Below are 25,391 nucleotides of genomic sequence, written 5' to 3'. Positions count from 1 at the left end.
AGACGCCTACATGGCCCTGACTGCGAGCAGCGTGCAGTTCGGGGTGTCGTCATGACGAAGGCTGTGGTCGCCTCCGAATGGCTGAAGCTGCGCTCCATCAACTCGACCTATCAAACGATCGGTGTTGCGGCGCTCATGGTGGTCCTCGGTGCCGTGTGGACCCTTTACGCCGGAAGCCTGTCCGACGAGCGGGGACCAACCCGTGCCGCGGCACCCGAGCAGGGCTTCCTGCCGCTCGTTCAGGCGAGTCTGGCGCTGCTGGGCGTGTTTGCGATCTCTTCTGAGTACGCCACCGGCATGGTCCGCTCAAGCCTGACAGTCGTCCCCCGAAGAAGTGTTCTCTTGGTGGCCAAGGCAGGCGTCGTGGGTGCCGTCACCTTTGTCGGGGCGATGGCCATCCTTCTGGTCACGTACTTGACGAGTCGTCTGATAGCCGGTGACCGGTTTCTCGGGTTCAACGAGTCCTCCTTCACCGCCGACCTGCCGATGCTGCTCGCTTCGGGGCTGTCGGTGACGGTCCTGGCGCTGGTGGGGCTGGGACTGGGATGCGCCACCCGCTCCACGGCCGCCGGGATCGTGTCGGTGGTGTCCCTCCTTTTCGTGCTGCCCGGCGTCGCTCCTTACCTCCCTGCTCCGTGGAACACCCGGGTCGCCACCTTCATGCTGCCCAACCTGGTGCCTCAGATCGCGGGCGAACGACTGTCCCGGCGCCTCGGCGACGGTCTCCTGCCGCCCTGGGCCGCCCTCACGGTCCTGGTCTCCTACGCCGCCGTCGCTCTGACCATCGCCCTCTACCTGTTCAGGAAACGCGATGCGTGACCATACCCGGTTGAAGTGGCCGAAGGTCGCGCCAGAAAGGCAGGACGGGTGAACACACTGGCTTCGGAGTGGTTGAAGATCCGTTCGGTCCGCTCCACCTACCTCAACCTCGTTCTGAGCATGGGCGGCATCCTTCTCGGTTTGGCGGTCGCGTGGACGGCCGCCGGCATGTACGACAGTGCCCCACCCCATCGGCGCCCGCAGGCCGCTCTCGCGGAGGTCGAAGAGGTGGTGGTGATCGTGCCGCAGCTCTGCATGGGTATCCTGGGCGCGTTGGCCTTCACCTCCGAACATGTGTCCGGGATGCTCAAGACGAGCTTCACCGTGGTGCCACGGCGTTGGCCCGTACTCATGGCGAAATCCGTCGTCGTTGGGCTGCTCGGCCTCCTGGCCGGCACCATCACCGTGTTCGGCACCCACTTCCTGTGTCGCCTCGTGATCGGTGACCGCTTCTCGGGCATCTACACCACACCTGTCTTCGAGAGGCTCCCCACGCTCGTCACCACCAGTCTCTCGGTACCCGTCTTCGCGCTGCTGGGCCTCGGCGCGGGCGCGATCCTCCGATCCACGGCCGGCGCCGTCTCGACCCTCGTCGGGCTCGCCTACGTGATACCGATGATCTGCGGCAACCTGCCGGAGCCGTGGAGCGAACGCCTCGGCTCCGTCATGATCGGAGGACTCCCCCGGCAGATCACACAGGCGGACCTCACGAACTCTGTGTACGGCTCGCTGCTGCCTCCGTGGGCGGCTGCCATCATCATGATCGCTTACGCGGCGGTACCGGTGACCGTGGGTACGTTGCTTTCGTGCAGGAGAGCGGCCTGAGTGGGAGTTCCATGAGGTGCGCCCATGGTAGGGCAGGCAGTGGCACCTACATGTGGTGGCTCTGTTGAGGCCGCGGAAAGAGGCCGGATCCGGGCTCGACGAGGGGTGCTTTCGGCAAACCCGCTACCTGCGGGCCGGCCTGCCGCCGGGCGCTCGAAGGCGCACTACGCTCACCCTCATGGAGGGGACATGACCGTACATATTACTAACGCGCGCGAGGCGCGCCGCTATGAGGCGAGGCTGGACGGAGAGGAGGAGGTGGCCGGATTCGCCGAGTACATCCTCACCCCCGACCTGATTGCCTTCGTCCACACCGAAGTCAGCGCTACGCACGAGGGAAAGGGCATCGGCTCGGCGCTGGTTCGGACCTCGCTGGACGAGGCACGGAAGTCAGGCCTGCGGGTGCTGGCCACCTGCCCCTTCTACGCGGGCTGGATCGAGCACCACCCCGAGTACGCCGATCTCCTCTACCAGAACAGAAGCCGAGTCACTGACTGAGAAGGCGAAGGGGCCGCGCACCCTACCGGACTGCGTCGGTCCGGACGTGCACGGCAAAGGCCGGGAAGTGACCGTGACTCCTCCGCTCCCTGAAGGAAGCGGCTTCTCGCTAAGCCGCTTGGGCGGCCTGGCGAAGGGCAAGCCCTGCCCTGAGGATGTTGGTCGCCGCGTTCACGTCGGCGTGCGCGGTGTGCCCGCACGCCGTACAGGCGAACGCGGCCTGGGTGCGGCGGTTCTCCTTCGCCACGTGCCCGCAGCGCGAGCACGTGCGGGAGGTGTTGCGGGGATCGACTGCGATCAGCTCTCGACCGGCGCTTTCAGCCTTGTGCGCGTGCACGAAACTTGAGGACGCCTGCGACTGCCCCGGACCGAGCCTCAGGGGTGCGTGGGCAGGGCACGAATGACGAACCCCAGGCGGGCGCGGCCCTCGAAGCAGGCAGAGGCCGGCTTCGAGGGCTGCCTTAGGTCACGTGCCCCCCGTAGCCATGAAGGGCCTACGGGGGCCCGAGGCGTACGTGGGCCTCGGGCCTGCGTCGGGTCTCAGACCTCGAGCACCACAGGAATGATCATCGGGCGGCGGCGGTAGGTGTCGCTGACCCAGCGCCCGACCGTGCGGCGGACCACCCGCCGGATCTCCTGCATGTCGACCACCCCGTCGGCCGCCTTGGCCTCCAGGGCCTTCTCGATCTGTGGGATGAACTCGTCGAACTGGGCCGGGTCGATGCCGGAGCCACGAGCGTGGATCTCCGGCCCGGCGGTGAGTTTGCCGGTGTTGGAGTCGACCACGATGACGACCGAGATGAAGCCCTCGTCGCCGAGGATTCTGCGGTCCTTGAGCGACGTGTCGGTGATCTCGCCGACCGACGAGCCGTCGACGTAGACGTAACCGGCATGGACGGCACCGACGATCTTGGCTCGGCCGTCGACCAGGTCGACCACGACACCGTCCTCGGCGATGACGATGTGGTCCTGCGGAACGCCGGTGAGCGCGGCGAGTTTCGCATGGGCCCGCAGGTGCCGCCATTCGCCGTGGACCGGCATGAAGTTGGACGGGCGCGTCAGGTTGAGGACGTACAGCAGTTCGCCCGCCGCCGCGTGGCCGGAGACGTGCACCTTGGCGTTGCCCTTGTGCACGACCCGGGCGCCCCAGCGGGTCAGGCCGTTGATCACCTTGTTGACGGCGGTCTCGTTGCCGGGCACCAGCGACGAGGCCAGCAGCACGGTGTCGCCCTGCGCGATCCGGATGGGGTGGTCGCGGTTGGCCATCCGCGACAGCGCGGCCATCGGCTCGCCCTGGGAGCCGGTGCAGACGAGCACCACGTCCTGGGGCGGCCATTCTTCGATGTCGCGGGAGTCGACGATCAACCCCGGCGGCACCTTGAGGTAGCCGAGGTCGCGGGCCACGCCCATGTTGCGCACCATCGAACGGCCCACCAGCGCGACCTTGCGGCCGTGCCGGGCCGCCGCGTCCATGACCTGCTGGATGCGGTGCACGTGTGAGGCGAAGCTGGCCACGATGACCCGCTGCTCCGAGGTGCGGATGACCTCGTCGATGACCGGCCCGATCTCGCGTTCGCTGGTGACGAACCCCGGCACCTCGGCGTTGGTGGAGTCGGACATGAGCAGGTCGACGCCTTCGCTGCCGAGCCGGGCGAATCCGCCCAGGTCGGTGAGACGCCCGTCGCTCGGCAACTGGTCCATGCGGAAGTCGCCGGTGTGCAGCACGATGCCCGCGGGCGTCCGGATGGCCACGGCCAGCGCGTCGGGGATCGAGTGGTTGACCGCGAAGAATTCGCACTCGAAGGGCCCGAACGTGTGCCGTTCGCCCTCGATCACTTGGAGCTTCTTGGGCTGGATCCGGTGCTCGGTGAGCTTGGCCTCGATGAGGGCGAGGGTGAGCTTGGAGCCGATGAGCGGTATGTCGCGCCGCTCCCGCAGCAGGTAGGGGACGGCGCCGATGTGGTCCTCGTGCGCGTGCGTCAGCACGACGGCCTCGACGTCGTCGAGGCGGTCCCTGATGTACTCGAAGTCGGGCAGGATCAGGTCGACCCCCGGCTGGTCCGGCTCGGGGAACAGGACCCCGCAGTCGACGATCAGCAACCGGCCGTCGTACTCGAAGACGGCCATGTTCCTGCCGATCTCACCCAGTCCGCCGAGCGCGACGATGCGCAGGCCGCCTTCAGGCAGTGCGGGTGGGGGGCCCAGTTCGGGATGTGGATGGCTCATGCCTGTCCCCCGTGGTCAAATCGTGTTCTCAAAACTTCCGGTTCCTCCCCGTCTTAGACGTCTGACAACTTCACCCCGCCGGCTACCAGGCAGGCACGCAGCTCGGCGTTTTGCTTCTCTGTCGCGGGCACCAGCGGCAGCCGCACCGATCCGACGGGCATGCCGACCATGCCCAGGGCGGCCTTCGCCATGATCGCGCCCCCCGCGCTCAGCATGATCCCGTCGACCACGGGCGCGATGTGGCGGTGCACGGCGAGGGCCTGGGCCACGTCGCCGTCCCGGTACAGGTCGATCATGCGGGCCAGTTCGCCGCCGACGACGTGCCCGACGACGCTCACGAAACCCGCCGCGCCGATCGACAGCCAGGGCAGGTTGAGCAGGTCGTCGCCGGAGTAGAAGGCGAGGTCGGTGGCCGTCATGACCTGACTGCCGGCGAACAGGTCGCCCTTGGCGTCCTTCACGGCCACGATGCGTTCGTGCTGGGCCAGCCGGATCAGGGTCGTGCTCGAGATCGGCACGCCGCTGCGGCCCGGAATGTCGTAGAGCATCACCGGCAGCTCGGTCGCGTCGGCCACCGTGGTGAAATGCTGGTAGAGCCCCTCCTGCGGGGGCTTGTTGTAGTAGGGCGTCACGACGAGCAGCCCGTGCGCCCCGGCCCTGGCCGCCGCCCTGGCGAGCCGGACACTGTGGTGGGTGTCGTAGGAGCCGGCACCGGCCACCACGGTCGCGCGGTCGCCGACCGCTTCGAGCACCGCACCGAGGATGCGCTCCTTCTCCTCGTCGGAGGTGGTGGGCGACTCACCGGTCGTCCCGCTCACGACGAGGCCGTCGTTGCGCTGCTCGTCCACCAGGTAGGCGGCGAGCCGGCGGACGGCCGGATAGTCGACCGCGCCATCGGAGGCGAAGGGCGTGACCATGGCGGTCAGCATGCGGCCGAAGGGTGCGTCCGTGGTTCCAGTGGGCGGTGCCATAGTGCGAACGCTACCTGGATTCCGCAAACCGGTGGACGCCGCCACCCCGCTTTGCCAGCTTGGGGGCGTCCTTTGTCACACCGTTCCATGCCATCTGGGGGCATGTCCAGCCACGCCGGGAAAGAGGCGGCCGTAGGGAAACATAAGGGAAGAGGCCGCCGATATGTGCTCGGGGGTACACACATCGACGACCTCTACCGGCTAATCGGTGCACCTTACGTCGGTGTTACAGGGTTTCTCGGATGATTTTTCCGGTCCGCAAAGTTGGGGCTCCAAGTCTGTTCGATGACGGTTGGTTACCTGTCGAATACGGCAACATGGGGCAACGCCTCACACGAACCCCCCAGGGATGGACTAGTGGCCACCTCAGATCCGGTCTACCTGCGCGTCGTCGAAGACATCCGGCGGCAGATCATCGACGGCACCCTTCCCCCCGGCGCCCCGATCCCCTCCCGGGCGCAGCTGACCCGCAAGTACCAGGTGGGCGAGACGGCGGCCCGGCACGCCCTGCGCGCCCTGGCGGGCGAGGGCCTCATCATCGGCCGCGTGGGCTCCGGCCACTACGTCAGGGACCGCCCCGTCCTCGCTCCGCTGCACCGGTGGCGGTTCCTCGACCATCCCGCCCCGTTCGCCGCCGACCTGCAGGCCCAGGGCCGGCGCGTGACATGGGACTGGCACAGCGAGCCCGTCGAGGCCGGCCCCGACCTCGGCAGGCGGCTGAAGGTCGACGGTTCGGCCACGCTGACCAGGACCCAGTACATCTTCCGCGGCGACGGCAAACCGCTCCAGCTCGCCACCTCGTACGAGCCGCGTGAGCTCGCCGTGCACGGGGAGGACGAACGGCGCGGCCTGGTCGCGCGCATGCAGGCGCTCGGGATCAAGGTCACCGAGGTCGTCGAGAGCGTCCACACCCGGCCGCCGCGCCCGGCGGAGATCGACGCGCTGCACCTGGCGGCCGGGGTGCATGTGCTGCATGTCGAACGTACGCACTGGGCGGCCGATCGGCCCGTCGAGACGAGCGACATCGTCATCCCCGGCGACCGGTTCCGCGTCACGTACAGCATGCCCCTGTGAGCGGGGCGACGCTCACGGGCGCGGGATGTTGCGCAGGTTGCTGCGGGCCATGAGCGCCATCTTGCCGACGCCGCCGTCCAGCACCGTCCGCCCCATCGCGCGGGCGAAGCCGCGCACCTGCGCCGCCGTCACCTTGGGCGGCATGGACAGCGCGTTCGGGTCGGTGACCAGTTCCACCAGGGCCGGCCCCGGACGCGCGAACGCCTCGGCCAGCCCCGCCCGCACCTCGGCCGGTTTCTCCACCCGCACCGAGGGGATGCCGCAGGCCGCCGCGATCGCGCTGTAGTCGACGTGGGAGTTGTCGGTACCGAAGTCCGGGAACCCGGCGACCAGCATCTCCAGCTTGACCATGCCGAGCGAGGCGTTGTTGAACACCACGACCTTCACCGGGATCTGCGACACCGCGAGGGTGAGCAGGTCGCCCATGAGCATGGACAGCCCGCCGTCGCCGGAGATCGAGACGACCTGCCGGCCGGGCGCGGCGAGTTGCGCGCCGATGGCGTGCGGCAGGGCGTTCGCCATGCTGCCGTGGCGGAACGAGCCGATCACCCGGCGCCGGCCGTTCGGGGTCAGGTAGCGCGCCGCCCAGACGTTGCCCATGCCTGTGTCCACGGTGAACACCGCGTCCTCGGCCGCGACGTCGTCCAGCACCGAGGCGGCGTACTCGGGGTGGATCGGCGTCCGGTTCTCGATGTCGCTGGTGTAGGCAGCGACCACCCGGTCCAGCTTGCGCGCGTGCTCGCGCAGCACGCGGTCGAGGTAGGAGCGGTCGGTACGCCTGCGCAGCAGCGGCGTCACCGCGCGGATGGTCGCCGCCACGTCGCCGTGGACGGCCACGTCAAGCGGGGTGCGCCGGCCGAGCCTGGCCGGGTCGACGTCCACCTGGACGGTACGCGCCTGCGGCAGGAAGGCGTCGTACGGGAAGTCGGTGCCCAGCAGCACGACGCGGTCGGCCTCGTGCATGGCGTCGTAACAGGCGCCGTAGCCGAGCAGCCCGCTCATGCCGACGTCGTACGGATTGTCGTACTGGATCCACTCCTTGCCGCCGAGCGAGTGGCCGACGGGTGCCTGCAGCAGCGCCGCCAGCTCCATGACCTCGGCGTGGGCGTCACGGCAGCCCGCGCCGCAGAACAGCATGACCTTCTCGGCGTCGTTCAGCGCACCGGCCAGCGCCTCGACCTGCTCCGCCCGGGGCACCACCGGCGACGGTTCGACGAGCGGGACGGGGGCGACGGCGGCGCCGTCCGTCTCCTCCTCGGCGACGTCCCCGGGAACGACCATGACCGACACGCCGGCGCGTCCCACCGCGGTCTGCATGGCCATGCGCAGCATGCGAGGCATCTGCTCGGGTTCGGACAGCAGCTCGCAGAAGTGGCTGCACTCCAGGAACAGCCGATCGGGATGGGTCTCCTGGAAGTAGCCGGTGCCGATCTGCTCGGAGGGGATGTGGGAGGCGATGGCGAGCACCGGGGCGCCACTGCGGTGCGCGTCGTACAGGCCGTTGATCAGGTGCAGGTTGCCGGGGCCGCAGCTTCCGGCGCACACCGCGAGCCGCCCGGTGATCTGGGCTTCCGCCGCGGCGGCGAACGCCGCCGTCTCCTCGTGCCGGACGTGCACCCAGTCGATTCCGTCGGTGCGGCGGATCGCGTCGACGATGGGATTGAGACTGTCGCCCACCACCCCGTAGATCCGCTGGACACCGGCCCCGCGCAAGGTGCGCACCAGCTGCTCGGCGACTGTCGTCATGAGGCAGGCCCCCCGTTCGGTATCGGTTGTGCCACCCCGTCCGTGTGCCCAGCCTCGGCCCGACCCAACGCGTTCACCGGCGGGAATCCCCCGCACCGTGCGTGCACTCTCGACTCCACCGGGTGAACAGGGTTTGTCGGTGCCCGTTGATACAACGAGGGTGTGCGAGTCAAAGACCTGCCGCGACGCGAGCGCCCCCGCGAGCGGCTCATGACGAGCGGCGCCTCGGCGCTCGCCGACCGGGAGTTGCTGGCCGTGCTGCTCGGTTCGGGGTTCCGCGGCACGAGCGCGATGGACCTGGCGGCCCAGGTGATCGACCACTGCGGCGACCTCGACGGCTTGGCCCGCTCGGAGCCGCACCGGCTGCTGGCCGTGCCCGGCGTGGGCCCTGCGAAGGCGGCGCGGGTCGCCGCGGCCTTCCATCTCGTACGGCGTGCGCAGGCCGAGCCCGAACGCCCTCGGGTGACGGGCAGTGCCGACCTGGCCGCCGTGGCCGCTCCGCTGCTGCGCGGCCACTCGCGTGAGCGGCTGGTGGTGGTCGTGTGCGACCCGCGGGGCGGGGTGCTGAGGCGCACGGTCCTGTCGGAGGGCGGCGCCGACCACACCACGGTGCCGATCCGGGAGATCATCGCCTCGGTCCTCACCTCGGGCGGCACGGCTTTCGGCCTCGCCCACAACCATCCGAGTGGCTCGCTCGACCCGAGCGACGACGACCTGACCGCCACGGCTCGCGTCGCCGAGGCCGCCCAGACGGTGGGGCTGCGCTTCCTGGATCACCTGGTCGTCACCGACTCGGCCTGGCGCCGCGTCCCCCTCATGGCCGGGACCACCATCGCCTCTCGGGAGCAACCACCATGATCCCGCCGAAAGCGCTGAACGTCAGCGTCGCGCCAGGGCAGCGTGCCATTCTGTTGCCGCGGGTCGGCCACGGTGGAGGTTCCGGGTCGGCACGCACACCCGGGCGTGGTCCCGCGCCTCCCGGAGAGCGCGGGCCCACGTCCCTTTGCGCCCGCGCGCCCACGGTCGGCGGCATCCGCGTGCCGGCGCGCAGGGCGCGCCCTTCGCCGGTCCCCGGGGAGCGATCCGGAGACCGGCGAAGGGCCACTCCTCCTGCCCCCTCAGCGGCAGACGAGAGGGCAGGAGTGCTTCGCTCCTCGCGAGCGTTGTGAGTGAGAGTCGCTCACGAGGAGTCCGGCCAGGCCCGAGGGCCTCGCCGGGTAGACGCCCTCTGGGCATGCCGTCACGCGTCGGCGGAGCGTGACGGCACCCGGAGGGGCCGCTGCGACGGCCCGAGCACCGAACGGCCCTCGGGCCGAGGGCCGGCGCACTGCCCTTCCCCCAGCAGTCGCGCTCCGGCTCTCCGCGAGAACACGCCCATGCGCCCTCGCCCGAGAAGCGGGCCGACGGACAAGGAGCGAGCCCTGACAGCGCGGCGACCCCCGTCCCGAGCGGCGCGAGGCATCGGAGCTCACGTCGCGCCCGTGGAACGCCGTCACCCCCTTCGGCGGACGGTGACACCCGTGCCTCCGGCACTCCGTGCCGGGCTCCTGGACGGCCCACGTCCGCCCCGCCCGGCGCGGAAAGGCATCGCACCCATCGGCGACACCTCTACGGGGGCCCCAGGGAACAGTCCGCCTCGCATCCACACGAGGCGGACGAGCCTGTGCCCCGGCAGGCGGTGACGCTGCGGGATGACACCTGCCGGGGCAGGACAAGCCAGGGCTGGTGCTTGTCCTGGTGCACGAACGCGTCCTGGATGGCACGCGCCCGTCGATCGAGGCCCTGGAGCGCCTCGACACTCCGCGAGAGAGGGAATCCCACTCCCTCCGCAGGTTAACGATGCTCCAGGAGTATCAGCGAGCATCTTTGAGCAATTGGCACGAACTGGACAAGCCGTGTACCAACCATCATCGAGCCCTTCCGGTCAGCAACAACTCCCACAGGTGGTCGACAGCCCTAGCCTGCGTTCGAGGGGATTCCATGGTTTTCCTGCGTCCACGTCGCACAGTGGTCCTCCTGATGAAGCGCAATCCGCCCGCCTGGCACAACTCGTAGAAGACCGGGCGGCAGGGACAGGTATGGGCGCGCACGCGCACCCGCTCGGTACGAGGCCGTTCGCGATCCCAGTCGATCGCGACGAATGCGCCCCGGGGCTCCGCCGCGTGAGGGCTGACACAGTTGTCCGATCCCCAAAGCACCCAACGAGAATAGACCATACCTCTTCACAGGTCTACCTACGTATCCACACGCTCGAATGAGCGTCTGCTTTGTGCACTCATGTACGGTTTCGTCTATACTCCCAACGTGCTTGATCGCGAAGGTCCCGTACCCCTCTACAAGCAGGTCGCCGACCTCATCCGCGAGCAGATCGAGCGTGGAGAGCTCAAGGCGGGCGACCCTGTGCCCAGCGAGGCCAAGCTCGAACGGGACTACGACATCGCCCGCACCACTGCCCGGCGCGTCGCCCGAGAACTGCGCGAACAGGGCATGGCCTACACGATCCAGGGCGAAGGAACGTTCGTCGGCGAGCCCGGCAACCCCCGCGCGCCAAGGAAGATCCCTGTCTACCAGCGCATCGCCGAGGAGATCGTGGAGCGCATAAGGCGCGGAGAGATCCCTCCGAACAGGGCGATCCCGGGAGAGAAGGTCATGATGCGGCAGTACGGCGTCGCGAAGGTGACAGCCCGCCAGGCAGTGGCCCACCTCAGGGATCAGGGCTGGGTGTTCACCGTCCCCTACCGAGGCACGTACGTCTCCAGCCCAGAGAAGTGGCCTGATACCGAGAGTTCCTGACCGCGCACGCTGCGTGCGGGTAGCCTGATCCACATGCTCGACCGCGAGGGCGACACCCGCCTTTACCTGCAGATCAGCCTGATCGTGCGCGAACGGATCGCCGACGGTCTGCCGCCGGGGACGCCGGTCCCGAGTGAAGCCGAACTGCAGCGGGAGTTCGGGGTCGCCCGCACCACCGCACGCCGAGCGATCCGGACACTGCGGGACGACGGGCTCATCCACACCGTGCCAGGCCGGGGCGCGTTCGTGGGTGCGGCGGGGCAGGCGCCATATGCCCCGAGGAGAGTGCCGTTCTACCAGCGGATGGCGACCGACATCAGCGCCGCGATCCAGACGGGCGAGCTACGCCCGCGACGACCCCTCCCGAGCGAGGCCACGCTGGTGCAGCGATACTCCGTCGCGCGCGAGACCGTGCGACGGGCTCTGGCGCTCCTTCGCGAGCAAGGATGGATATACACGGTCCCGCAGCGGGGGAGCTACGTCTCGCCCGAGGAACGTTGGCCTAGGCGCTGACCAGGCGGTAGTGGACGCAGACGACGGTGGAGGAGTCGTCCACCTCGTGACCTTCGCCGGACCAGTAGCGGCGGTGGGCCTCGCGCCAGTGGTCGAGGGAGCGGAAGCCCTCACCCTCCGCCTCGGCGAACTCCCAGGTGACCTCGGCGAACGGCACCTGCTGCACGTCGACGACCTCCAGCACGGCGGCCTTGGCGCCCGAGTCGTCCACCAGGGCCAGGCGTTCGCCGACGTGCTCCAGCGGCTCGCCCTCCGCGTGGTAGTCGAGCTCCAGGAGGCCGGCCGTGGCGCGCTTGACGCCCGCGAGCGTCAGGTCGGTCAGTTCTTTGCGCATCTGGCCGGGGGCACCCAGTTCGAGAACGCGCAGGCCGTCCATTCGTCCCCACATGGCGCCGATCGTAGGGCATCGGCGGCCTGCTCCCGCATCTCGACTTCGGCGTCCGCGACCGCGCGGCGCCACTTCGGTGGGGGTCAGGTGCGGGTGCGCTGGGTGACGGCGACGCAGGCCAGGACGGCCAGGGCGCCGGCGACGGTCGCCGGGCCGAACCTCTCCCCCAGCAGGAACCACGCCCACACCAGGGTGAGCAGCGGCTGGGTGAGCTGCGTCTGCCCGGCGCGGGCGATGCCGCCGAGCGCCAGGCCGGCGTACCAGGGCAGGAAGCCGAGGAACATCGAGACCACTCCGGCGTACGCGAAGCCGGCCAGCGCCTCCGTGGACGGCTGGACGGGTGTGGTGGCCGCGAGCACGGCCGTCACCGGGACGGTGAGGGGCAGCGACAGGACGAGGGCGTGGGAGATCACCTGCCAGCCGGGCGTGTCACGGGAGAGCCGGCCGCCCTCGGTGTAGCCGACGGCGGCCGACAGCAGCGCGCCCACCAGCAGCAGGTCGGCCCAGGCGGCGTTCGCCGTGCCTTGGCCGCGGGTGAAGGTGAACGCGGTGATGGCGGCGGCCCCGGCCGCGCAGGCGGCCCAGAACAGGGGCCGGGGCCGTTCGCCGGCGCGCACGACGGCGCAGGCCGCGGTGGCGGCGGGCAACAGGCCGATGACGACGGCGGAGTGGGCCGTCGTGGCGCCGAGGTCGAGGGCCAGGCCACTGAAGACGGGGAAGCCGAAGACGACGCCGAGGGAGATCAGCGCGTACGCGGGCCAGCGCTCGCGGGGCGGTAGCAGTGGCAGGCGTGCGACCTTGAGGCAGACGAGTGCTATCGCCCCGGCGATCACGGCCCGGCCGACGGCCACGAGCCACGGGTCGAAGCCGCGCATCGCGTAGACGGTGGCCGGGAACGAGCCCGAGAACGCCAGGACGCCGAGGAAGGCCAGGGCGGTGCCCTTTCTCCGCTCACCGGACGGCGTCACCGGGGCGGGGACCGCTACCGACCTGGCGACAATAGCGCTATCATGGTTCCTCATGGACAACGATAGCAGTATCGCCCAGATCGCCGCGATACTGCGGCAGGAGGCCGCCCGGCTGCGTCCCGGTGACCGTCTGCCGTCCAGCCGCGAGATCATGCGACGGCACGGCGTCAGCCCGGTCACCGTGTCGCGCGCCCTCGGCCGGCTGGCCGCCGAGGGGCGGGTGATCACCAGGCCGGGCAGCGGCGCCTTCGTCGCGCACCCTCCGGAGCGGCCCGCCGAGGCGGCCGACCTGTCCTGGCAGACCGTCGCCCTGGGTGACCGGGTCGTGGACGAGTCGGCGGTGGCCAACCTGCTCAGCGGCGCTCCCGAGGGCGTGGTGCCGCTCACCGGCGGCTACCTGCATCCGGGGCTGCGGCCCGACGCGCAGCTCGCCGCGGCGACGGCGCGGGCCGTCCGCCGGCCGGACGCCTGGGCCATGCCGCCGCTGAACGGGCTGGTGGAGCTGCGCCGGTGGTTCGCGGCAGAGGCGGGCGGCGACGTGACGGCCGGCGACGCGCTGATCGTCTCCGGCGGCCAGGCCGCGCTGACGCACGCCTTCCGCGCGCTGGCCGCCCCGGGGACGCGGGTCCTCGTGGAGACGCCCACCTACCCGGGGGCGCTCGCCGCGGCCAGGGCGGCGGGCCTGCGGGCGGCGGCCGTCCCGATGGACCGCGACGGGGTGCGGCCCGGCCTGCTCGCCGAGGCGTTCGCGGTGACGGGCGCGCGGGTGTTCCTCACCCAGCCGACGCTGCACAACCCCACGGGCGCGACCCTGCCGACCGAGCGCCGCCGCCAGGTGCTCGATGTGGCGCGGGAGGCCGGCGCGTTCGTCATCGAGGACGACTTCGCCCGCCACCTGACCGGTCAGGCTCCCCCGCCGCTGGTGTCGATGGACGCGCACGGCACGGTCGTCCACATCGCCTCGCTCACCAAGATCCTGTCGCCGAGCATGCGGGTGGCGGCCGTGATCGCGCGCGGGCCGGCCGCGCACCGGCTGCGGGCCAGTCAGCTCGTGGAGTCGTTCTTCGTGGCCAGGCCGCTGCAGGAGACGGCGCTGGAGTTCCTGGGCTCGCCCGGCTGGCGGCGGCATCGGGAGGCCGTACGGGCCGAGATCGTGGTCCGCCGCGACACGCTCGCCGCCGAGCTGGCGCGGCGGATGCCCGCGGCGGAGTTGCACCTGCTGCCACGCGGCGGCATGCACCTGTGGGTCCGGCTGCCGCCGGAGACGGACGAGGCCGCGCTGGTCGAGGCGGCCAAACGCAACGGCGCGCTGGTCAGCCCCGGCCGGATGTACTACCCGTCGGAGCCGCCCGGGCCCCGGATCCGGGTGACGCACATCGCGGCCACCCACCTGCCCGAGCTGGTGGAGGGCGTCCGGCGGCTCGGCCAGGCCCTCGATCAGGTGCTGGCGAAGACCTCGTAGTGGTCCACGGTGACCTCCCGCTCGACGAGGAACGAGTCGTCCTCGGGATAGAACACCGCCCGGCCGGGCTCGTCGCCCGCGAAGGCCCGCACCGCCTCCCACGACTCCCAGAACGTGATCAGGAAGAACTCCGTCCGCTCCCCCGCCTCGCGCCGGGTGAAGTACGCGCCCCGGTTGCCCGGAGTCGCGGTGTACTCGGCGAACCCCGTGCGCATCAGGTAGTCCTCGTAGGCCGCGGCGTCGGCCGCCCGGGTCCAGCCCCGCCAGGTGCGAACGATCATAGGGACCATCATGCTGCAACCGGCCATTGCCGTACAGTGGTGACATGCTGGCGCCAGCGGAGACCGTGCGCGACTTCCTCAACACCTACGACGTGGAGTCCGACACCGACGAGCTGGCCTCGCCGGCGGAGCTCGCGGTATGGCTGCGCGAGCACGGCCTGGCGGGGCGGGGCGACCGGGCCTGCGACGACGACCTGGCCACGGCGGTCGCGCTGCGCGAAGGACTGCGCGCGGCACTGCGGGGCGCCCCGGCCGACCTTCCCGTCCTGCCGCTGCGGGTGACCACGGACGGCACAGCGCGAGCGAGCAGCCCGGCACACGGGAACGACCCGGCACATGGGACAGGTCTCGCGAACGTGACAGGCCCCGCGCACGGGACGGGCTCGGCGTACGGGACAGGCCCCGCGCGCGGGACGGGCCCGGCGCGGGCGGGCGGCGGGCCGCGGCTGGCTCCGGTTGACGGCGGCGTGCGGGGCGCGCTGGCCTCGATCGCCGCCGCCACGGCCGGCGCCTCGTGGGACCGGCTGAAGGTCTGCGCGGAGATCACCTGCCAGTGGGCGTTCATCGACGCCTCCAGGAACCGATCGCGCTCGTGGTGTTCCATGCGGGTCTGTGGCAACCGCACCAAAACACGGGCTTACCGGGCAAGGAAGCAGGGTTCGCGTCCTCCCCAAGGTCCAAACACCGATACGGTGTAACTCGTGCCTTGTGGCACGAACGGCAGGCGAAGGAGCGGGCCGAGATGGCAGACGTAGGCGTCCGGGCGGCCCGGCGCGAGGATGTGCTTCAGGTGGCGAATGTTCAGGTTCGTGCCTGGCGCTACGGCTATCGGGACTTCCTCCCCGAGGGCCCTCTGGAGCAGATGACCGGCCCGGCGGCCGAGAAGATGTGGCTGCGGCAGTGGGACGAGGCGATCGTCGCCCCGCCCACGTCGAGACACCGGGTGCTGGTCGCGGTGGAGACCATCCTCGACACCGAGGGCTTCCCCGCGCTCGGGGCGGGCGGCAGCGCCGCCCTGGCGACCCCGCGTGGCGGTGAGCGGGTGGTCGGGCTGGCCTCCCACGCTCCCGCCGAGGACCCCGATCTCGACCCCACCGAGGTGGCCGAGATGCTGACGCTGCTGGTCGACCCCGACTTCGTCCGGCGCGGGCACGGCAGCCGCCTGCTCAACGCCACAGTCGACTACCTGCGCGACGACGGCTACCGGCGGATCGTCACCTGGGCGTTCGCCGACAACTACGCCGTGCTGGGCTTCCTGGAGTCAGCGGGCTGGGGCGAGGACATGGCCGAGCGGGTGCTCGACATGGGCCGCCCGATCCGCATGGTCCGGCTCACCACCGACATCAGCTAAGGACTCTTTCGACGTGACTCCTCCGCTCCCTGAAGGGAGTGGCTTCTCGCTAAGCCGCCTGCGCGGCCTCACGAAGGGCAAGCCCTGCCCTCAAGATGTTGATCGCCGCGTTCACGTCGGCGTGCGCGGTGTGCCCGCACGCCGTACAGGCGAACGCGGCCTGGGTGAGGCGGTTGTCCTTCGCCACGTGCCCGCAGCGCGAGCACGTGCGGGAGGTGTTGCGGGGATCGACTGCGATCAACTCTCGACCGGCGCTTTCAGCCTTGTGCGCGAGGATCGTCAGGAACACCCCCCAACCCGCGTCGAGAATCGAACGGTTGAGCCCGGCTTTCTGCGCGACGTTACGGCCGGGCGCGTCGATCGTGCCGGACGCCGAGCGGGTCATGTTCGCGATTCGGGCGCATCAGGAACTTGAACGACCTGCGCACACCCACCTCCCACGCTCAGTAACGACGCGACCACGATATCGGCAGACACCGACAAAACCCGGAAGGAGACCCGTGATCCGCAGACCTGACAGGTCACGGCACGCTCGGGCCTTGGCGGCCCTCCCGCTCCCGATTCCCCCGTCGCCTGAAGGCGACAGTCCCCTCGGGAGGCTCTGATGGCAACCCCCGGCCAGTGGGTCGCCGGCGCGCGCCCGCGGACCCTGCCGAACGCCGTCGTGCCGGTCATGGTCGGCACCGGCGTCGCGATCGGCGAGGGCGGCTTCGTGTGGTGGCGGGCGCTCGTCGCGCTGCTCGTCGCGCTGCTGCTGCAGATCGGCGTCAACTACGCCAACGACTACAGCGACGGCATCCGCGGCACCGACGACCAGCGGGTGGGCCCGATGCGCCTGGTCGGTTCGCGGGTCGCCGCGCCGCGTCAGGTGCTCGCGGCGGCGCTGGGCTGCTTCGCCGCCGCCGCCGTGCTGGGCCTGACCCTCGTGCTGGCCACGCGTGCCTGGTGGATCCTGCCGGTGGGCGCCGCGGCGATCGCCGCCGCGTGGTTCTACACGGGCGGCAAGAGCCCGTACGGCTACCGTGCGTTGGGCGAGGTGGCGGTGTTCGTGTTCTTCGGTGTCGTGCCGGTGACCGGCACGGCGTTCGTGCAGACCGAGCAGTTGTCGTGGGCAGCGCTGGTGGCCTCGATCCCCGTCGGGCTGCTGTCGTGCTCGATGCTCGTGGTGAACAACCTGCGCGACGTGAACACCGACGGCCGGTCGGGCAAGCGGACGCTGGCTGTCGTGCTGGGCGCGGAGCGCACCCGGCGGCTGTACGCGGCGTGCCTGGTCGTGCCGCTGGCGATCGCCGTGGCGATGACCCCGGTGGCGCCGCTGGCCGCGCTGGCGGTGCTTTCGGGGCCGCTGGCGATCGTGCCGGTCAAGACGGTGCTGCACGGCGCGGTGGGTCCGGCGCTGATCGGCGTCCTGCAGCAGACGGGCAAGCTGCAACTCGCCTACGGCCTGCTGTTCACCATCGGCCTGGCCGTCAGCCTGTAGGAGGCCGGCCTGCGGGCGTTCGCTGTCGTGCAGTCGGGCGACCTGCGCGCCTGCGGCCGGGCCGGCGTGTCAGAGCCGCGTGACCGGGCCCGCGTCGCCCGTCCAGGCGCTCATCACCACGCGGGGGGCCACCTCGATGCCCAGCTCGCGCTCGTGCTCCACCAGCGCCCGCAGCTCCGGCCCCCACTGCTCCTCCGGCAGCACCGCGAAGCCGTGCCTGGCATACCAGGGCGCGTTCCATGGCACGTCGCGGAAGGTCGTCAGCGTCACCGCCGGAGCGCCGCTCGCCGCCGCGTGGCCGAGCACCGCCGCGACGAGCCGGCCCCCGATGCCCTGCCGCATCCTGTCGGGATGGACGGCGAGCTGGTCGAGGTGCACGTTGCCGTCGGCCCAGCCGACCAGTGCGAACCCGGCGGGCGGCTCGCCCTCGACGATCACCGAGGCGGCGTCGGTCACCTCCTCGACCTGCGTCGTGCCGGGCGGGAAGGTGATGCCGACCTCCTCGAACAGCCCGTCGGCCGCCAGCTCGATCGCGACCAGATCCTTGAGTTCGCCGTGTTCGGCCCATCGCGCCACGGCGACACGATTCCATACCGGGTCCGGCGGGCGCATCTGGATTAGTGTGATGATCGTGCGGCTCGGCCGTGCGGCGCCGAGACCCCTCCTCACCTCGTGCCCACCACCTCAACCCTGAGGTCGTGGGCACGTCGTGTCTCAGAGGTCGAGCAGGGCCTCCAGGCCGACGGTCAGGCCCGGCAGCTCGCGCACCCGCCGCACGCCGAGCAGCACGCCCGGGGTGAACGCGGCGCGGCTCATCGTGTCGTGCCTGATGGTGAGGGCCTCGCCCGCGCCGCCGAGCAGCACCTCCTGGTGGGCGATCAGCCCGGCCAGGCGTACGGCGTGCACGCGGACCCCGTCGACGTCGGCGCCGCGCGCGCCGTCGAGGGCGGTGCTGGTGGCGTCGGGCATGGCTCCCACGCCGGCCTTGGCGCGCGCCTCGGCGACCAGCTCGGCCGTGCGGCGGGCGGTGCCGGAGGGGGCGTCGGCCTTGTTCGGGTGGTGCAGCTCGACGATCTCGACGGACTCGAAGTAGCGGGCCGCCTGCTGCGCGAAGTGCATCATGAGCACGGCCGCGATGCCGAAGTTGGGCGCGATCAGGGCGCCGGTGCCGGGCGACGCGGCCAGCCAGCCGCGCACGGCGTCGAGCCGGGCGGCGTCGAATCCGGTGGTGCCGACCACCGGGTGGATGCCGTGGCCGATGGCCCACCGCAGGTTGCCCATCACCACGTCGGGATGGGTGAAGTCGACGACCACCTCGGCACCGGTGAGGCCCTCGATGCTGTCGTCCTTGTCGAGCGCGGCCACCAGCTCCATGTCGGAGGCCGCCTCGACCGCCTTGCACACCTCGACGCCCACGCGGCCGCGCGCGCCGAGCACACCTACCTTGATCACACGGTCAACCCTATACGGCGACGCCGCGCGAGCCCCACCCGAGGGTCCGCGCGGCGCGTGCGCGTGTCAGGCGATGGCGCCGGAGAAGTCCTTGTCGCCGTACGGGCCGATCACGGCCAGCGCGAGCGGCCGGTTGAGCACGTCGGCGGCGACCTCGGCGATCTCCTCGGGGGTGACCGCCTCGATCCGGGCCAGCACCTCGTCCACCGACAGCAGCTCGTCGTAGACCAGCTCGTTCTTGCCGATGCGTGACATGCGCGAGCCGGTGTCCTCCAGGCCGAGGACGAGCCCGCCACGCATCTGCCCCTTGCCCCGCGTGATCTCGTCGGCCGACAGGCCCTCGCTCACCACGCGGGCCACCTCGTCGCGGCAGATCTTGAGCACGTCGTCGATCTTCGACGGCAGGCAGCCGACGTAGATGCCGAACTGCCCCGTGTCGGCGTAGGCCGAGGTGTAGCTGTAGGCGGAGTAGGCCAGGCCGCGCTTCTCCCGGATCTCCTGGAACAGCCGCGACGACATGCCGCCGCCGAGCGCGGCGTTGAGCACGCCGAGCGCGAAGCGGCGGTCGTCGGTGCGGGCCATGCCGGTGGTGCCGAGGACCAGGTTGGCCTGCTCGGTGGGCCGGTCGAGGACCCGCACGCCGGAGTGGCTCTCTGCGCCGGGGCCGCTCGTGCGGGGCGGCTCCGCCTCGGCGGGACCGGTCAGGGCGCCGGCCCGCTCGTAGGCCCGCGCGACCAGCTCCACGACCTCCTCGTGGCGGACGTTGCCGGCCACCGAGACGACCGTGCGGCGCGGCTCGTAGTAGCGGCGGTAGTACTCGGCGATCCGCTCGCGGCCGAGCGCGTTGATGGACTCGACCGTGCCGAGGATGGGCCGCCCGATCGGCGAGTCGCCGTAGAGGGCGGCGGCGAACTGCTCGTGCACGACGTCGGACGGATCGTCGTCGTGCATGGCGATCTCCTCCAGGATCACGCCCCGCTCCGACTCGACGTCGTCGTCGGTGACGAGCGAGCTGGTCACGACGTCGGCGAGCACGTCGACCGCGACCTTGAGGTCCTCGTCGAGCACCCGCGCGTAGTAGCAGGTGTATTCCTTGGCGGTGAAGGCGTTGATCTCCCCGCCGATGCCCTCGATGGACGCCGAGATCTCCATGGCGTCACGCGTGGGCGTGCCCTTGAACAGCAGGTGTTCGAGGAAGTGGGTGGCCCCCGTGTGCTCGGGGGCCTCGTCACGCGAGCCGATGCCGACCCACATGCCGACCGCGACGCTGCGCACGGTCGGCATGGTCTCGGTCACCACGCGCAGCCCACCGGGGAGGACGGTGCGCTGGACGACCCCGGCCCCGTCGCGGCCGGGGTGCAGCGTAGTTGTCGTGGTCACGAGTTGCGGTCGTCCCCACCCTCGTTGCGGGGCGCGCGCACCCGGGTGCGGGTGCGGCGCGGACGCTCCTCGCGCGGCTTGTCGTCGGCGGCCGGAGCGTCGTCGGCGCCGTCGGCGGTGTCCGCCCGCTCGGGGGCGTCCTCCTTCTCGGCGGCCTCCTTCTCGATGACCTCGACCGGCACCAGCGACAGCTTGCCCCGCTGGTCGATCTCGGCGATCTCGACCTGGATCTTCTCGCCGACGCTCATGACGTCCTCGACGTTCTCGATGCGCTTGCCGCCGTGCAGCTTGCGGATCTGCGAGACGTGCAGGAGGCCGTCCTTGCCGGGCATGAGCGACACGAACGCGCCGAACGCGGCGATCTTGACGACCGTGCCGAGGTAGCGCTCGCCGACCTCCGGCATGTGCGGGTTGGCGATGGCGTTGATCGCCGACCGGGCGGCCTCGGCCGCGGGGCCGTCGGTCGCGCCGATGTAGATCGTGCCGTCGTCCTCGATGGTGATCTCGGCGCCCGTGTCGTCCTGGATCTGGTTGATCATCTTGCCCTTCGGGCCGATGACCTCGCCGATCTTGTCGACCGGGACCTTGATCGTGATGATGCGCGGCGCGGTCGGGTTCATCTCCGCCGGAGAGTCGATCGCCTCCTGCATCACCTCCAGGATCGCCAGGCGGGCGCCCTTGGCCTGCTTGAGCGCGGCGGCCAGCACGGAGGCCGGGATGCCGTCGAGCTTGGTGTCGAGCTGGAGTGCGGTGATGACGTCCTTGGTGCCGGCGACCTTGAAGTCCATGTCGCCCATGGCGTCCTCGGCACCCAGGATGTCGGTGAGCGTGACGTAGTCGTCACCCTCACCGATCAGGCCCATCGCGATGCCGGCGACCATCTCCTTGAGCGGCACGCCGGCGTCCAGCAGCGACATCGTGGACGCGCAGACCGAGCCCATCGAGGTGGAGCCGTTGGAGCTGAGCGCCTCGGAGACCTGGCGGATGGCGTACGGGAACTCCTCGCGCGTGGGCAGCACCGGGATGAGCGCCCGCTCGGCGAGCGCGCCGTGGCCGATCTCGCGGCGCTTGGGCGAGCCCACCCGGCCGGTCTCACCGGTGGAGTAGGGCGGGAAGTTGTAGTTGTGCATGTAGCGCTTGGTCCGCTCGGGGTTGAGCGTGTCGATGACCTGCTCCATGCGCAGCATGTTGAGCGTGGTGATGCCGAGGATCTGGGTCTCGCCACGCTCGAACAGCGCCGAGCCGTGCACCCGCGGCACCACGTGGACCTCGGCGAACAGCTCGCGGATGTCCTTGGGTCCGCGGCCGTCGATGCGGACGCCCTCCTTGATGACCCGCTCGCGCATGAGGTTCTTCATCACCGAGCGGAAGGCGGCGCCGATCTCCTTCTCGCGCCCCTCGAACTCGGGCAGCAACTTCTCGCCGGTCAGCGCCTTGACCTTCTCCAGCTCCGCCTCACGCTCCTGCTTGGCGGCGATGGTGAGGGCGGCGGCGAGCTCGGTCTTCACGGCCGCCTCGACGGCGTTGTAGACGTCCTCCTGGTAGTCGAGGAAGACGGCGTACTCGGCGGTCTCCTTGGCGGCGACCTGCGCGATGCGCGACTGCGCCTCGCACAGCACCTTGATGAACGGCTTGGCGGCCTCCAGGCCCTGGGCCACGGTCTCCTCGGTGGGCGCGACGGCGCCCTCGGCGACCAGCTTCAGCGTGTCCCTGGTGGACTCGGCCTCGACCATCATGATGGCGACGTCGCCGTCGGCCAGCACCCGGCCGGCCACGACCATGTCGAACGTGGCCCGCTCCAGCTCGGGGTGGGTCGGGAAGGCGACCCACTGGCCGTCGATCAGCGCGACGCGCACGCCGCCGATCGGGCCGGAGAACGGCAGCCCGGCGAGCTGCGTGGACAGCGACGCGGCGTTGATGGCCACGACGTCGTAGAGGTGGTCGGGGTTGAGCGACATGATGGTCGCGACGACCTGGACCTCGTTGCGCAGGCCCTTGACGAACGACGGGCGCAGCGGCCGGTCGATCAGCCGACAGGTGAGGATGGCGTCCTCGGAGGGACGGCCCTCACGCCGGAAGAACGAGCCGGGGATGCGGCCCGCGGCGTACATGCGCTCCTCGACGTCGACCGTCAGCGGGAAGAAGTCGAGGTTTTCCTTGGGCTGCCTGGACGCGGTGGTCGCGGACAGCACCATCGTGTCGTTGTCGAGATAGGCGACGGCCGAGCCGGCCGCCTGCCGCGCGAGGCGACCGGTCTCGAACCGGATCGTGCGCGAGCCGAACGAGCCGTTGTCGATGACGGCTTCGGCGGTGTGGACACCCTCCACGGGGGACCTCCTTCTGGTCGGTCTCCCGCGCCCTGTACTTCTCACCGGCACCCTCGTTAGGTGCAGCGCCGGTCTTCGATCGAAGCGCCCGGTCAGATACCGGAAGCCACTACCGAGGACCGGCCCGCAGGCGTCGCGGGTCGCATGGTGCTGAACGGACGCGGGGGCTCTCAGTGTCTCTGATCTTCAGTTGTATGCCAGGTCTGTGCCGGTCTAAACCGGCGACACCGGGCCATATGAGAAGGGAGCGGCGCGAGCGCCGCTCCCTTTCATGCTATCGGCGCAGGCCGAGTCGCTCGATGAGCGCACGGTAGCGCTCGATGTCGACCTTCTGCAGGTACTTCAGCAGGCGGCGCCGGCGCCCGACGAGCAGCAGCAGGCCACGACGGCTGTGGTGGTCGTGCTTGTGCGTCTTCAGGTGCTCGGTCAGCTCGCTGATGCGCTTGCTCAGCAGCGCGATCTGCACCTCGGGCGACCCGGTGTCGCCGTCGGTCGTCGCATATTCGGCGATGATGGACTTCTTGGCAGCGGTGTCGAGGGACACGGCTCTCCTTCTCTCTACGGGCACGCGGCTGTGAGAAAGCGAACGACCGTGCGTGCCTACAGTCGCCGCAGCGAAGGCCCTCAGGGCAGCGCGCGGCGGCGCCGTCACCGAGCCGACATGTCAGCGTACCACCGTGCGCCACCTGCTCGCGTTACTCCGCGTGATCCCGCCTCACGGGGCGACGTACTGGGCGGCGTACTCCTCCGACGGGGCGATGGGCGTGATGACGTCGATCAGCACGCCGTCCGGGTCGGCCACGATGAAGTGCCGCTGGCCGAAGTTCTCGCTGCGCAGCTCCAGCTCGGGCTTCAGCCCTTCGCCGGCGACGAGCCGCTGCCACTCGGCGTCGACGTCGGCGACCTCGAAGTTGAGCAGCAGGCCGGCGACGGGCCTGCGATAGGCCGCGGGCAGCGTGGGGTGGGCGTGGTCGAGCAGGGCCAGCTCGTACGGTCCGCGGCGCAGGCTCACGTACCAGTCGGCCTCGAACGTCACCTCGAACCCCATCAGCCGGACGTAGAAGTCGCGCGACTCGGGGAGCCTCGTGGTGCAGATGACCGGATAGAAGCTGCTGAGTTCCATATCCTCTCCTTCATTTCACATACCGATGGTATGTCGAGGTACGGTATTGACGTACCGTCGGTATGTCAATGTGGGGGTGCGGGGATGACCACGAGGGCCGAGCAGCGGGAGCGCACCCGGCGGACACTGATCGCCGAGAGCAGGCGGCTGTTCGCGGCCCACGGCTACGCGGCGGTGGGCCTGGCCGAGATCGTGCGCGCGTCAGGCGTGACGAAGGGCGCGCTCTACCACCACTTCGAGGGCAAGGCCGACCTGTTCCGCGCGGTGCTCGCGCAGGTGCAGGAGGAGGTGGGGGCCCGGGTGGCGGCCGCCGCCGACGCGGCGGACGACCGATGGGAGCAGCTCAAGGCGGGGTGCGCGGCCTTCGTGACGGCCGGCGCCGACCCCGAGGTGCAGCGCATCATGCTCATCGACGGGCCCGCCGTGCTGGGCTGGAACGAGTGGCGGGCCATCGACGAGGCCACCTCCGCCAGGCACCTGGCCGAGGCGCTGGCCGCGCTCGTCGCGGACGGCACGATCGCCGCCCAGCCGGTGGCACCGCTGGCCCGGCTGCTGTCGGGCGCGATGAACGAGGCCGTGCTGTGGCTCGCCCAGTCGGCCGGGCCGGACGACCTGGCCGACACGCTCGCGACGCTGTCGCGCCTGCTGGACTCGCTGCGGACGCGCTGACCCTACGGGCCCCTGTCTGCAGGGCCGCTGCTTACGGGATCGCAGTCTGCGCGGCCACGGTCTGTGGGGCCGCGGTTCTACGGGGCCGCGGTCAGGCGGCGGGTCTCGCTCACGTCGGCGTGGATCTGGTCGATCAGCGCCTCGATCGAGTCGAACCGGGTGTTGCCACGCAGCCGGGCCGCGAAGTCGACCGCGACGTGCACGCCGTACAGCTCCAGGTCGTCCCGGTCGAGCGCGTACGCCTCGACCGTGCGCGGCACGCCCTCGAACGTCGGATTGGTGCCGACCGAGATGGCCGCCGGCCACCGCTCGCCCGCGTAGACGACGGGCAGGTTGGCCACCGGCACGCACTGCAGCCAGCCCGCGTACACGCCGTCTGCGGGGATCGCCGTGTGCGGCGGGGTCTCCACGTTGGCGGTCGGGAACCCGAGCTGGCGGCCGCGCTGGTAGCCGCGCACCACGACACCCTCCACCCGGTGCGGCCGCCCCAGGCCCGCGGCGGCGCCCTCGACGTCGCCCGCCACGATCCGCTCCCGGACCGCGCTGCTGGACACGCCGGCGAGCAGCGGCACCGCCTCGACCGTGAAGTCGTACTTTTCGCCGAGCGCGCGCAGCGTCTCCACGTCACCGGCCGCCCCGTGGCCGAACATGAAGTCCTCCCCCACCACGACCACCGACGCGCGCAGCCGGTCGGCGAGCACGGCCTGCGCGAAGTCGCCGGGGCTCATCCGCGACAGCTCCAGCGAGAAGTCCAGCACCCGCACCTCGTCCACGCCCAGCCCGGTCAGCAGCTCCGCGCGGCGCCTCGGCGTGGTGAGCCGGGCCGGGTGCGAGCCGGGCCGCAGCACCTCGGCCGGATGCGGCTCGAACGTGACGGCCACGCTGCGCGCCCCCCGCGCCCGGGCCGCCTCGACGGTGCGCTCGGCCACCCGCCGATGGCCCAGATGCACCCCGTCGAACACCCCGATCGTGACCGCGGACCTCTCCGAACCCTGCACGCCGGCCCCATTCGCTCGTAGTGGATCGCTGACTGCCATCGACCCCG

General features: G+C 70.8%; 27 protein-coding genes. 12 read left to right on the top strand and 15 right to left on the bottom strand.

Going from position 1 to position 25,391, the window contains the following annotated elements; translation table 11 throughout:
- Positions 1-51 precede the first annotated feature (51 nt).
- From ACGF0J_RS21100 to ACGF0J_RS21090, 3 genes are all read left to right on the top strand, one after another.
- A complete protein-coding gene (locus ACGF0J_RS21100; RefSeq protein WP_393148218.1) occupies positions 52-819 on the top strand; it encodes an ABC transporter permease in 768 nt (255 codons plus the stop codon).
- Positions 820-867: 48 nt separating this feature from the next.
- Complete coding sequence (locus ACGF0J_RS21095) at positions 868-1,644, top strand: ABC transporter permease (RefSeq protein WP_393148216.1); 777 nt, start codon at positions 868-870, stop codon at positions 1,642-1,644.
- 189 nt (positions 1,645-1,833) lie between these two features.
- Positions 1,834-2,142: a GNAT family N-acetyltransferase gene (locus ACGF0J_RS21090; RefSeq protein ID WP_393148214.1), complete on the top strand. Its 309-nt coding sequence runs from the start codon at positions 1,834-1,836 to the stop codon at positions 2,140-2,142.
- Between the two features lie 109 nt (positions 2,143-2,251).
- On the opposite strand, the gene ACGF0J_RS21085 is transcribed toward ACGF0J_RS21090, so the two are convergent.
- The 3 genes from ACGF0J_RS21085 to dapA form a co-directional block, all read right to left on the bottom strand.
- Positions 2,252-2,479: a zinc ribbon domain-containing protein gene (locus ACGF0J_RS21085; RefSeq protein WP_393148212.1), complete on the bottom strand. Its 228-nt coding sequence runs from the start codon at positions 2,477-2,479 to the stop codon at positions 2,252-2,254.
- A 203-nt stretch (positions 2,480-2,682) separates the two neighbouring features.
- Positions 2,683-4,368: a ribonuclease J gene (locus ACGF0J_RS21080; RefSeq protein WP_393148210.1), complete on the bottom strand. Its 1,686-nt coding sequence runs from the start codon at positions 4,366-4,368 to the stop codon at positions 2,683-2,685.
- 53 nt (positions 4,369-4,421) lie between these two features.
- Positions 4,422-5,339 carry a 4-hydroxy-tetrahydrodipicolinate synthase gene (gene dapA, locus ACGF0J_RS21075; RefSeq protein ID WP_393148208.1) on the bottom strand — a complete coding sequence of 306 codons (918 nt, stop codon included), beginning with the start codon at positions 5,337-5,339 and terminating at the stop codon, positions 4,422-4,424.
- A 357-nt stretch (positions 5,340-5,696) separates the two neighbouring features.
- Here dapA and ACGF0J_RS21070 point away from each other — a divergent pair, with 357 nt between their 5' ends.
- Positions 5,697-6,413, top strand: coding sequence for a GntR family transcriptional regulator (locus tag ACGF0J_RS21070; protein ID WP_393148206.1), 717 nt, complete (start codon positions 5,697-5,699; stop codon positions 6,411-6,413).
- Positions 6,414-6,425: 12 nt separating this feature from the next.
- On the opposite strand, the gene ACGF0J_RS21065 is transcribed toward ACGF0J_RS21070, so the two are convergent.
- Entirely contained in the window at positions 6,426-8,159 is a 1,734-nt protein-coding gene (locus tag ACGF0J_RS21065; protein ID WP_393148204.1) for a pyruvate dehydrogenase, read from the bottom strand.
- Between the two features lie 162 nt (positions 8,160-8,321).
- Here ACGF0J_RS21065 and ACGF0J_RS21060 point away from each other — a divergent pair, with 162 nt between their 5' ends.
- The 3 genes from ACGF0J_RS21060 to ACGF0J_RS21050 all read left to right on the top strand — a co-directional run bounded on the left by ACGF0J_RS21060 (position 8,322) and on the right by ACGF0J_RS21050 (position 11,465).
- Positions 8,322-9,017 (top strand): RadC family protein, encoded by a 696-nt coding sequence (locus ACGF0J_RS21060; RefSeq protein ID WP_393148202.1) that lies wholly within the window; start codon positions 8,322-8,324, stop codon positions 9,015-9,017.
- Between the two features lie 1,446 nt (positions 9,018-10,463).
- Entirely contained in the window at positions 10,464-10,952 is a 489-nt protein-coding gene (locus ACGF0J_RS21055) for a GntR family transcriptional regulator (protein WP_393148200.1), read from the top strand.
- 33 nt (positions 10,953-10,985) lie between these two features.
- Positions 10,986-11,465, top strand: coding sequence for a GntR family transcriptional regulator (locus ACGF0J_RS21050; RefSeq protein ID WP_393148198.1), 480 nt, complete (start codon positions 10,986-10,988; stop codon positions 11,463-11,465).
- On the opposite strand, the gene ACGF0J_RS21045 is transcribed toward ACGF0J_RS21050, so the two are convergent.
- Together ACGF0J_RS21045 and ACGF0J_RS21040 are read right to left on the bottom strand one after the other, a co-directional pair.
- Positions 11,455-11,853, bottom strand: a complete 399-nt coding sequence (locus tag ACGF0J_RS21045; RefSeq protein ID WP_393148196.1) for an ASCH domain-containing protein — start codon at positions 11,851-11,853, stop codon at positions 11,455-11,457. The two genes, ACGF0J_RS21050 and ACGF0J_RS21045, sit on opposite strands and share 11 nt — an antisense overlap.
- 83 nt (positions 11,854-11,936) lie before the next feature.
- Positions 11,937-12,875 carry a DMT family transporter gene (locus tag ACGF0J_RS21040; RefSeq protein WP_393148194.1) on the bottom strand — a complete coding sequence of 313 codons (939 nt, stop codon included), beginning with the start codon at positions 12,873-12,875 and terminating at the stop codon, positions 11,937-11,939.
- On the opposite strand from ACGF0J_RS21040, the gene ACGF0J_RS21035 reads away from it, so the two are divergent.
- Positions 12,874-14,283, top strand: coding sequence for a PLP-dependent aminotransferase family protein (locus ACGF0J_RS21035; RefSeq protein WP_393148192.1), 1,410 nt, complete (start codon positions 12,874-12,876; stop codon positions 14,281-14,283). The two genes, ACGF0J_RS21040 and ACGF0J_RS21035, sit on opposite strands and share 2 nt — an antisense overlap.
- Here ACGF0J_RS21035 and ACGF0J_RS21030 read toward each other — a convergent pair.
- Entirely contained in the window at positions 14,259-14,564 is a 306-nt protein-coding gene (locus tag ACGF0J_RS21030) for a hypothetical protein (RefSeq protein WP_393148191.1), read from the bottom strand. The genes ACGF0J_RS21035 and ACGF0J_RS21030 overlap by 25 nt on opposite strands.
- Positions 14,565-14,608: 44 nt before the next feature.
- On the opposite strand from ACGF0J_RS21030, the gene ACGF0J_RS21025 reads away from it, so the two are divergent.
- Positions 14,609-15,262: a CGNR zinc finger domain-containing protein gene (locus ACGF0J_RS21025; RefSeq protein ID WP_393148189.1), complete on the top strand. Its 654-nt coding sequence runs from the start codon at positions 14,609-14,611 to the stop codon at positions 15,260-15,262.
- A 44-nt stretch (positions 15,263-15,306) separates the two neighbouring features.
- Positions 15,307-15,915, top strand: a complete 609-nt coding sequence (locus ACGF0J_RS21020; RefSeq protein ID WP_393148187.1) for a GNAT family N-acetyltransferase — start codon at positions 15,307-15,309, stop codon at positions 15,913-15,915.
- Between the two features lie 49 nt (positions 15,916-15,964).
- Here ACGF0J_RS21020 and ACGF0J_RS21015 read toward each other — a convergent pair whose 3' ends face one another.
- On the bottom strand, positions 15,965-16,300 hold the full coding sequence (locus ACGF0J_RS21015) for an RNA-guided endonuclease InsQ/TnpB family protein (RefSeq protein WP_393148185.1): 336 nt from the start codon (positions 16,298-16,300) through the stop codon (positions 15,965-15,967).
- A 219-nt stretch (positions 16,301-16,519) separates the two neighbouring features.
- On the opposite strand from ACGF0J_RS21015, the gene ACGF0J_RS21010 reads away from it, so the two are divergent.
- Positions 16,520-17,395, top strand: coding sequence for a 1,4-dihydroxy-2-naphthoate polyprenyltransferase (locus ACGF0J_RS21010; protein ID WP_393148183.1), 876 nt, complete (start codon positions 16,520-16,522; stop codon positions 17,393-17,395).
- Positions 17,396-17,464: 69 nt separating this feature from the next.
- Here ACGF0J_RS21010 and ACGF0J_RS21005 read toward each other — a convergent pair whose 3' ends face one another.
- The 6 genes from ACGF0J_RS21005 to ACGF0J_RS20980 form a co-directional block, all read right to left on the bottom strand.
- On the bottom strand, positions 17,465-17,971 hold the full coding sequence (locus ACGF0J_RS21005; RefSeq protein WP_393148181.1) for a GNAT family N-acetyltransferase: 507 nt from the start codon (positions 17,969-17,971) through the stop codon (positions 17,465-17,467).
- A 138-nt stretch (positions 17,972-18,109) separates the two neighbouring features.
- Complete coding sequence (dapB, locus tag ACGF0J_RS21000) at positions 18,110-18,847, bottom strand: 4-hydroxy-tetrahydrodipicolinate reductase (RefSeq protein WP_393148179.1); 738 nt, start codon at positions 18,845-18,847, stop codon at positions 18,110-18,112.
- 66 nt (positions 18,848-18,913) lie between these two features.
- Positions 18,914-20,227, bottom strand: a complete 1,314-nt coding sequence (locus ACGF0J_RS20995; protein ID WP_393148177.1) for a M16 family metallopeptidase — start codon at positions 20,225-20,227, stop codon at positions 18,914-18,916.
- Complete coding sequence (locus ACGF0J_RS20990) at positions 20,224-22,554, bottom strand: polyribonucleotide nucleotidyltransferase (protein WP_393148175.1); 2,331 nt, start codon at positions 22,552-22,554, stop codon at positions 20,224-20,226. The genes ACGF0J_RS20995 and ACGF0J_RS20990 overlap by 4 nt, the downstream gene beginning before the upstream one ends.
- A gap of 274 nt (positions 22,555-22,828) precedes the next feature.
- On the bottom strand, positions 22,829-23,098 hold the full coding sequence (rpsO, locus tag ACGF0J_RS20985; RefSeq protein WP_393148173.1) for a 30S ribosomal protein S15: 270 nt from the start codon (positions 23,096-23,098) through the stop codon (positions 22,829-22,831).
- 171 nt (positions 23,099-23,269) lie between these two features.
- Positions 23,270-23,677, bottom strand: coding sequence for a VOC family protein (locus ACGF0J_RS20980; protein WP_393148171.1), 408 nt, complete (start codon positions 23,675-23,677; stop codon positions 23,270-23,272).
- Positions 23,678-23,761: 84 nt separating this feature from the next.
- Here ACGF0J_RS20980 and ACGF0J_RS20975 point away from each other — a divergent pair, with 84 nt between their 5' ends.
- Positions 23,762-24,346 carry a TetR/AcrR family transcriptional regulator gene (locus ACGF0J_RS20975; protein ID WP_393148169.1) on the top strand — a complete coding sequence of 195 codons (585 nt, stop codon included), beginning with the start codon at positions 23,762-23,764 and terminating at the stop codon, positions 24,344-24,346.
- 77 nt (positions 24,347-24,423) lie between these two features.
- On the opposite strand, the gene ACGF0J_RS20970 is transcribed toward ACGF0J_RS20975, so the two are convergent.
- Positions 24,424-25,383 (bottom strand): bifunctional riboflavin kinase/FAD synthetase, encoded by a 960-nt coding sequence (locus ACGF0J_RS20970; protein WP_393148829.1) that lies wholly within the window; start codon positions 25,381-25,383, stop codon positions 24,424-24,426.
- Positions 25,384-25,391 lie beyond the last annotated feature (8 nt).

It is taken from the genome of Nonomuraea sp. NPDC047897 (assembly GCF_043204415.1).
Lineage (GTDB): Bacteria > Actinomycetota > Actinomycetes > Streptosporangiales > Streptosporangiaceae > Nonomuraea.
The sequence above is the reverse complement of the archived record's forward strand: the minus strand, read 5'-3'. Positions and strand labels throughout refer to the sequence as shown.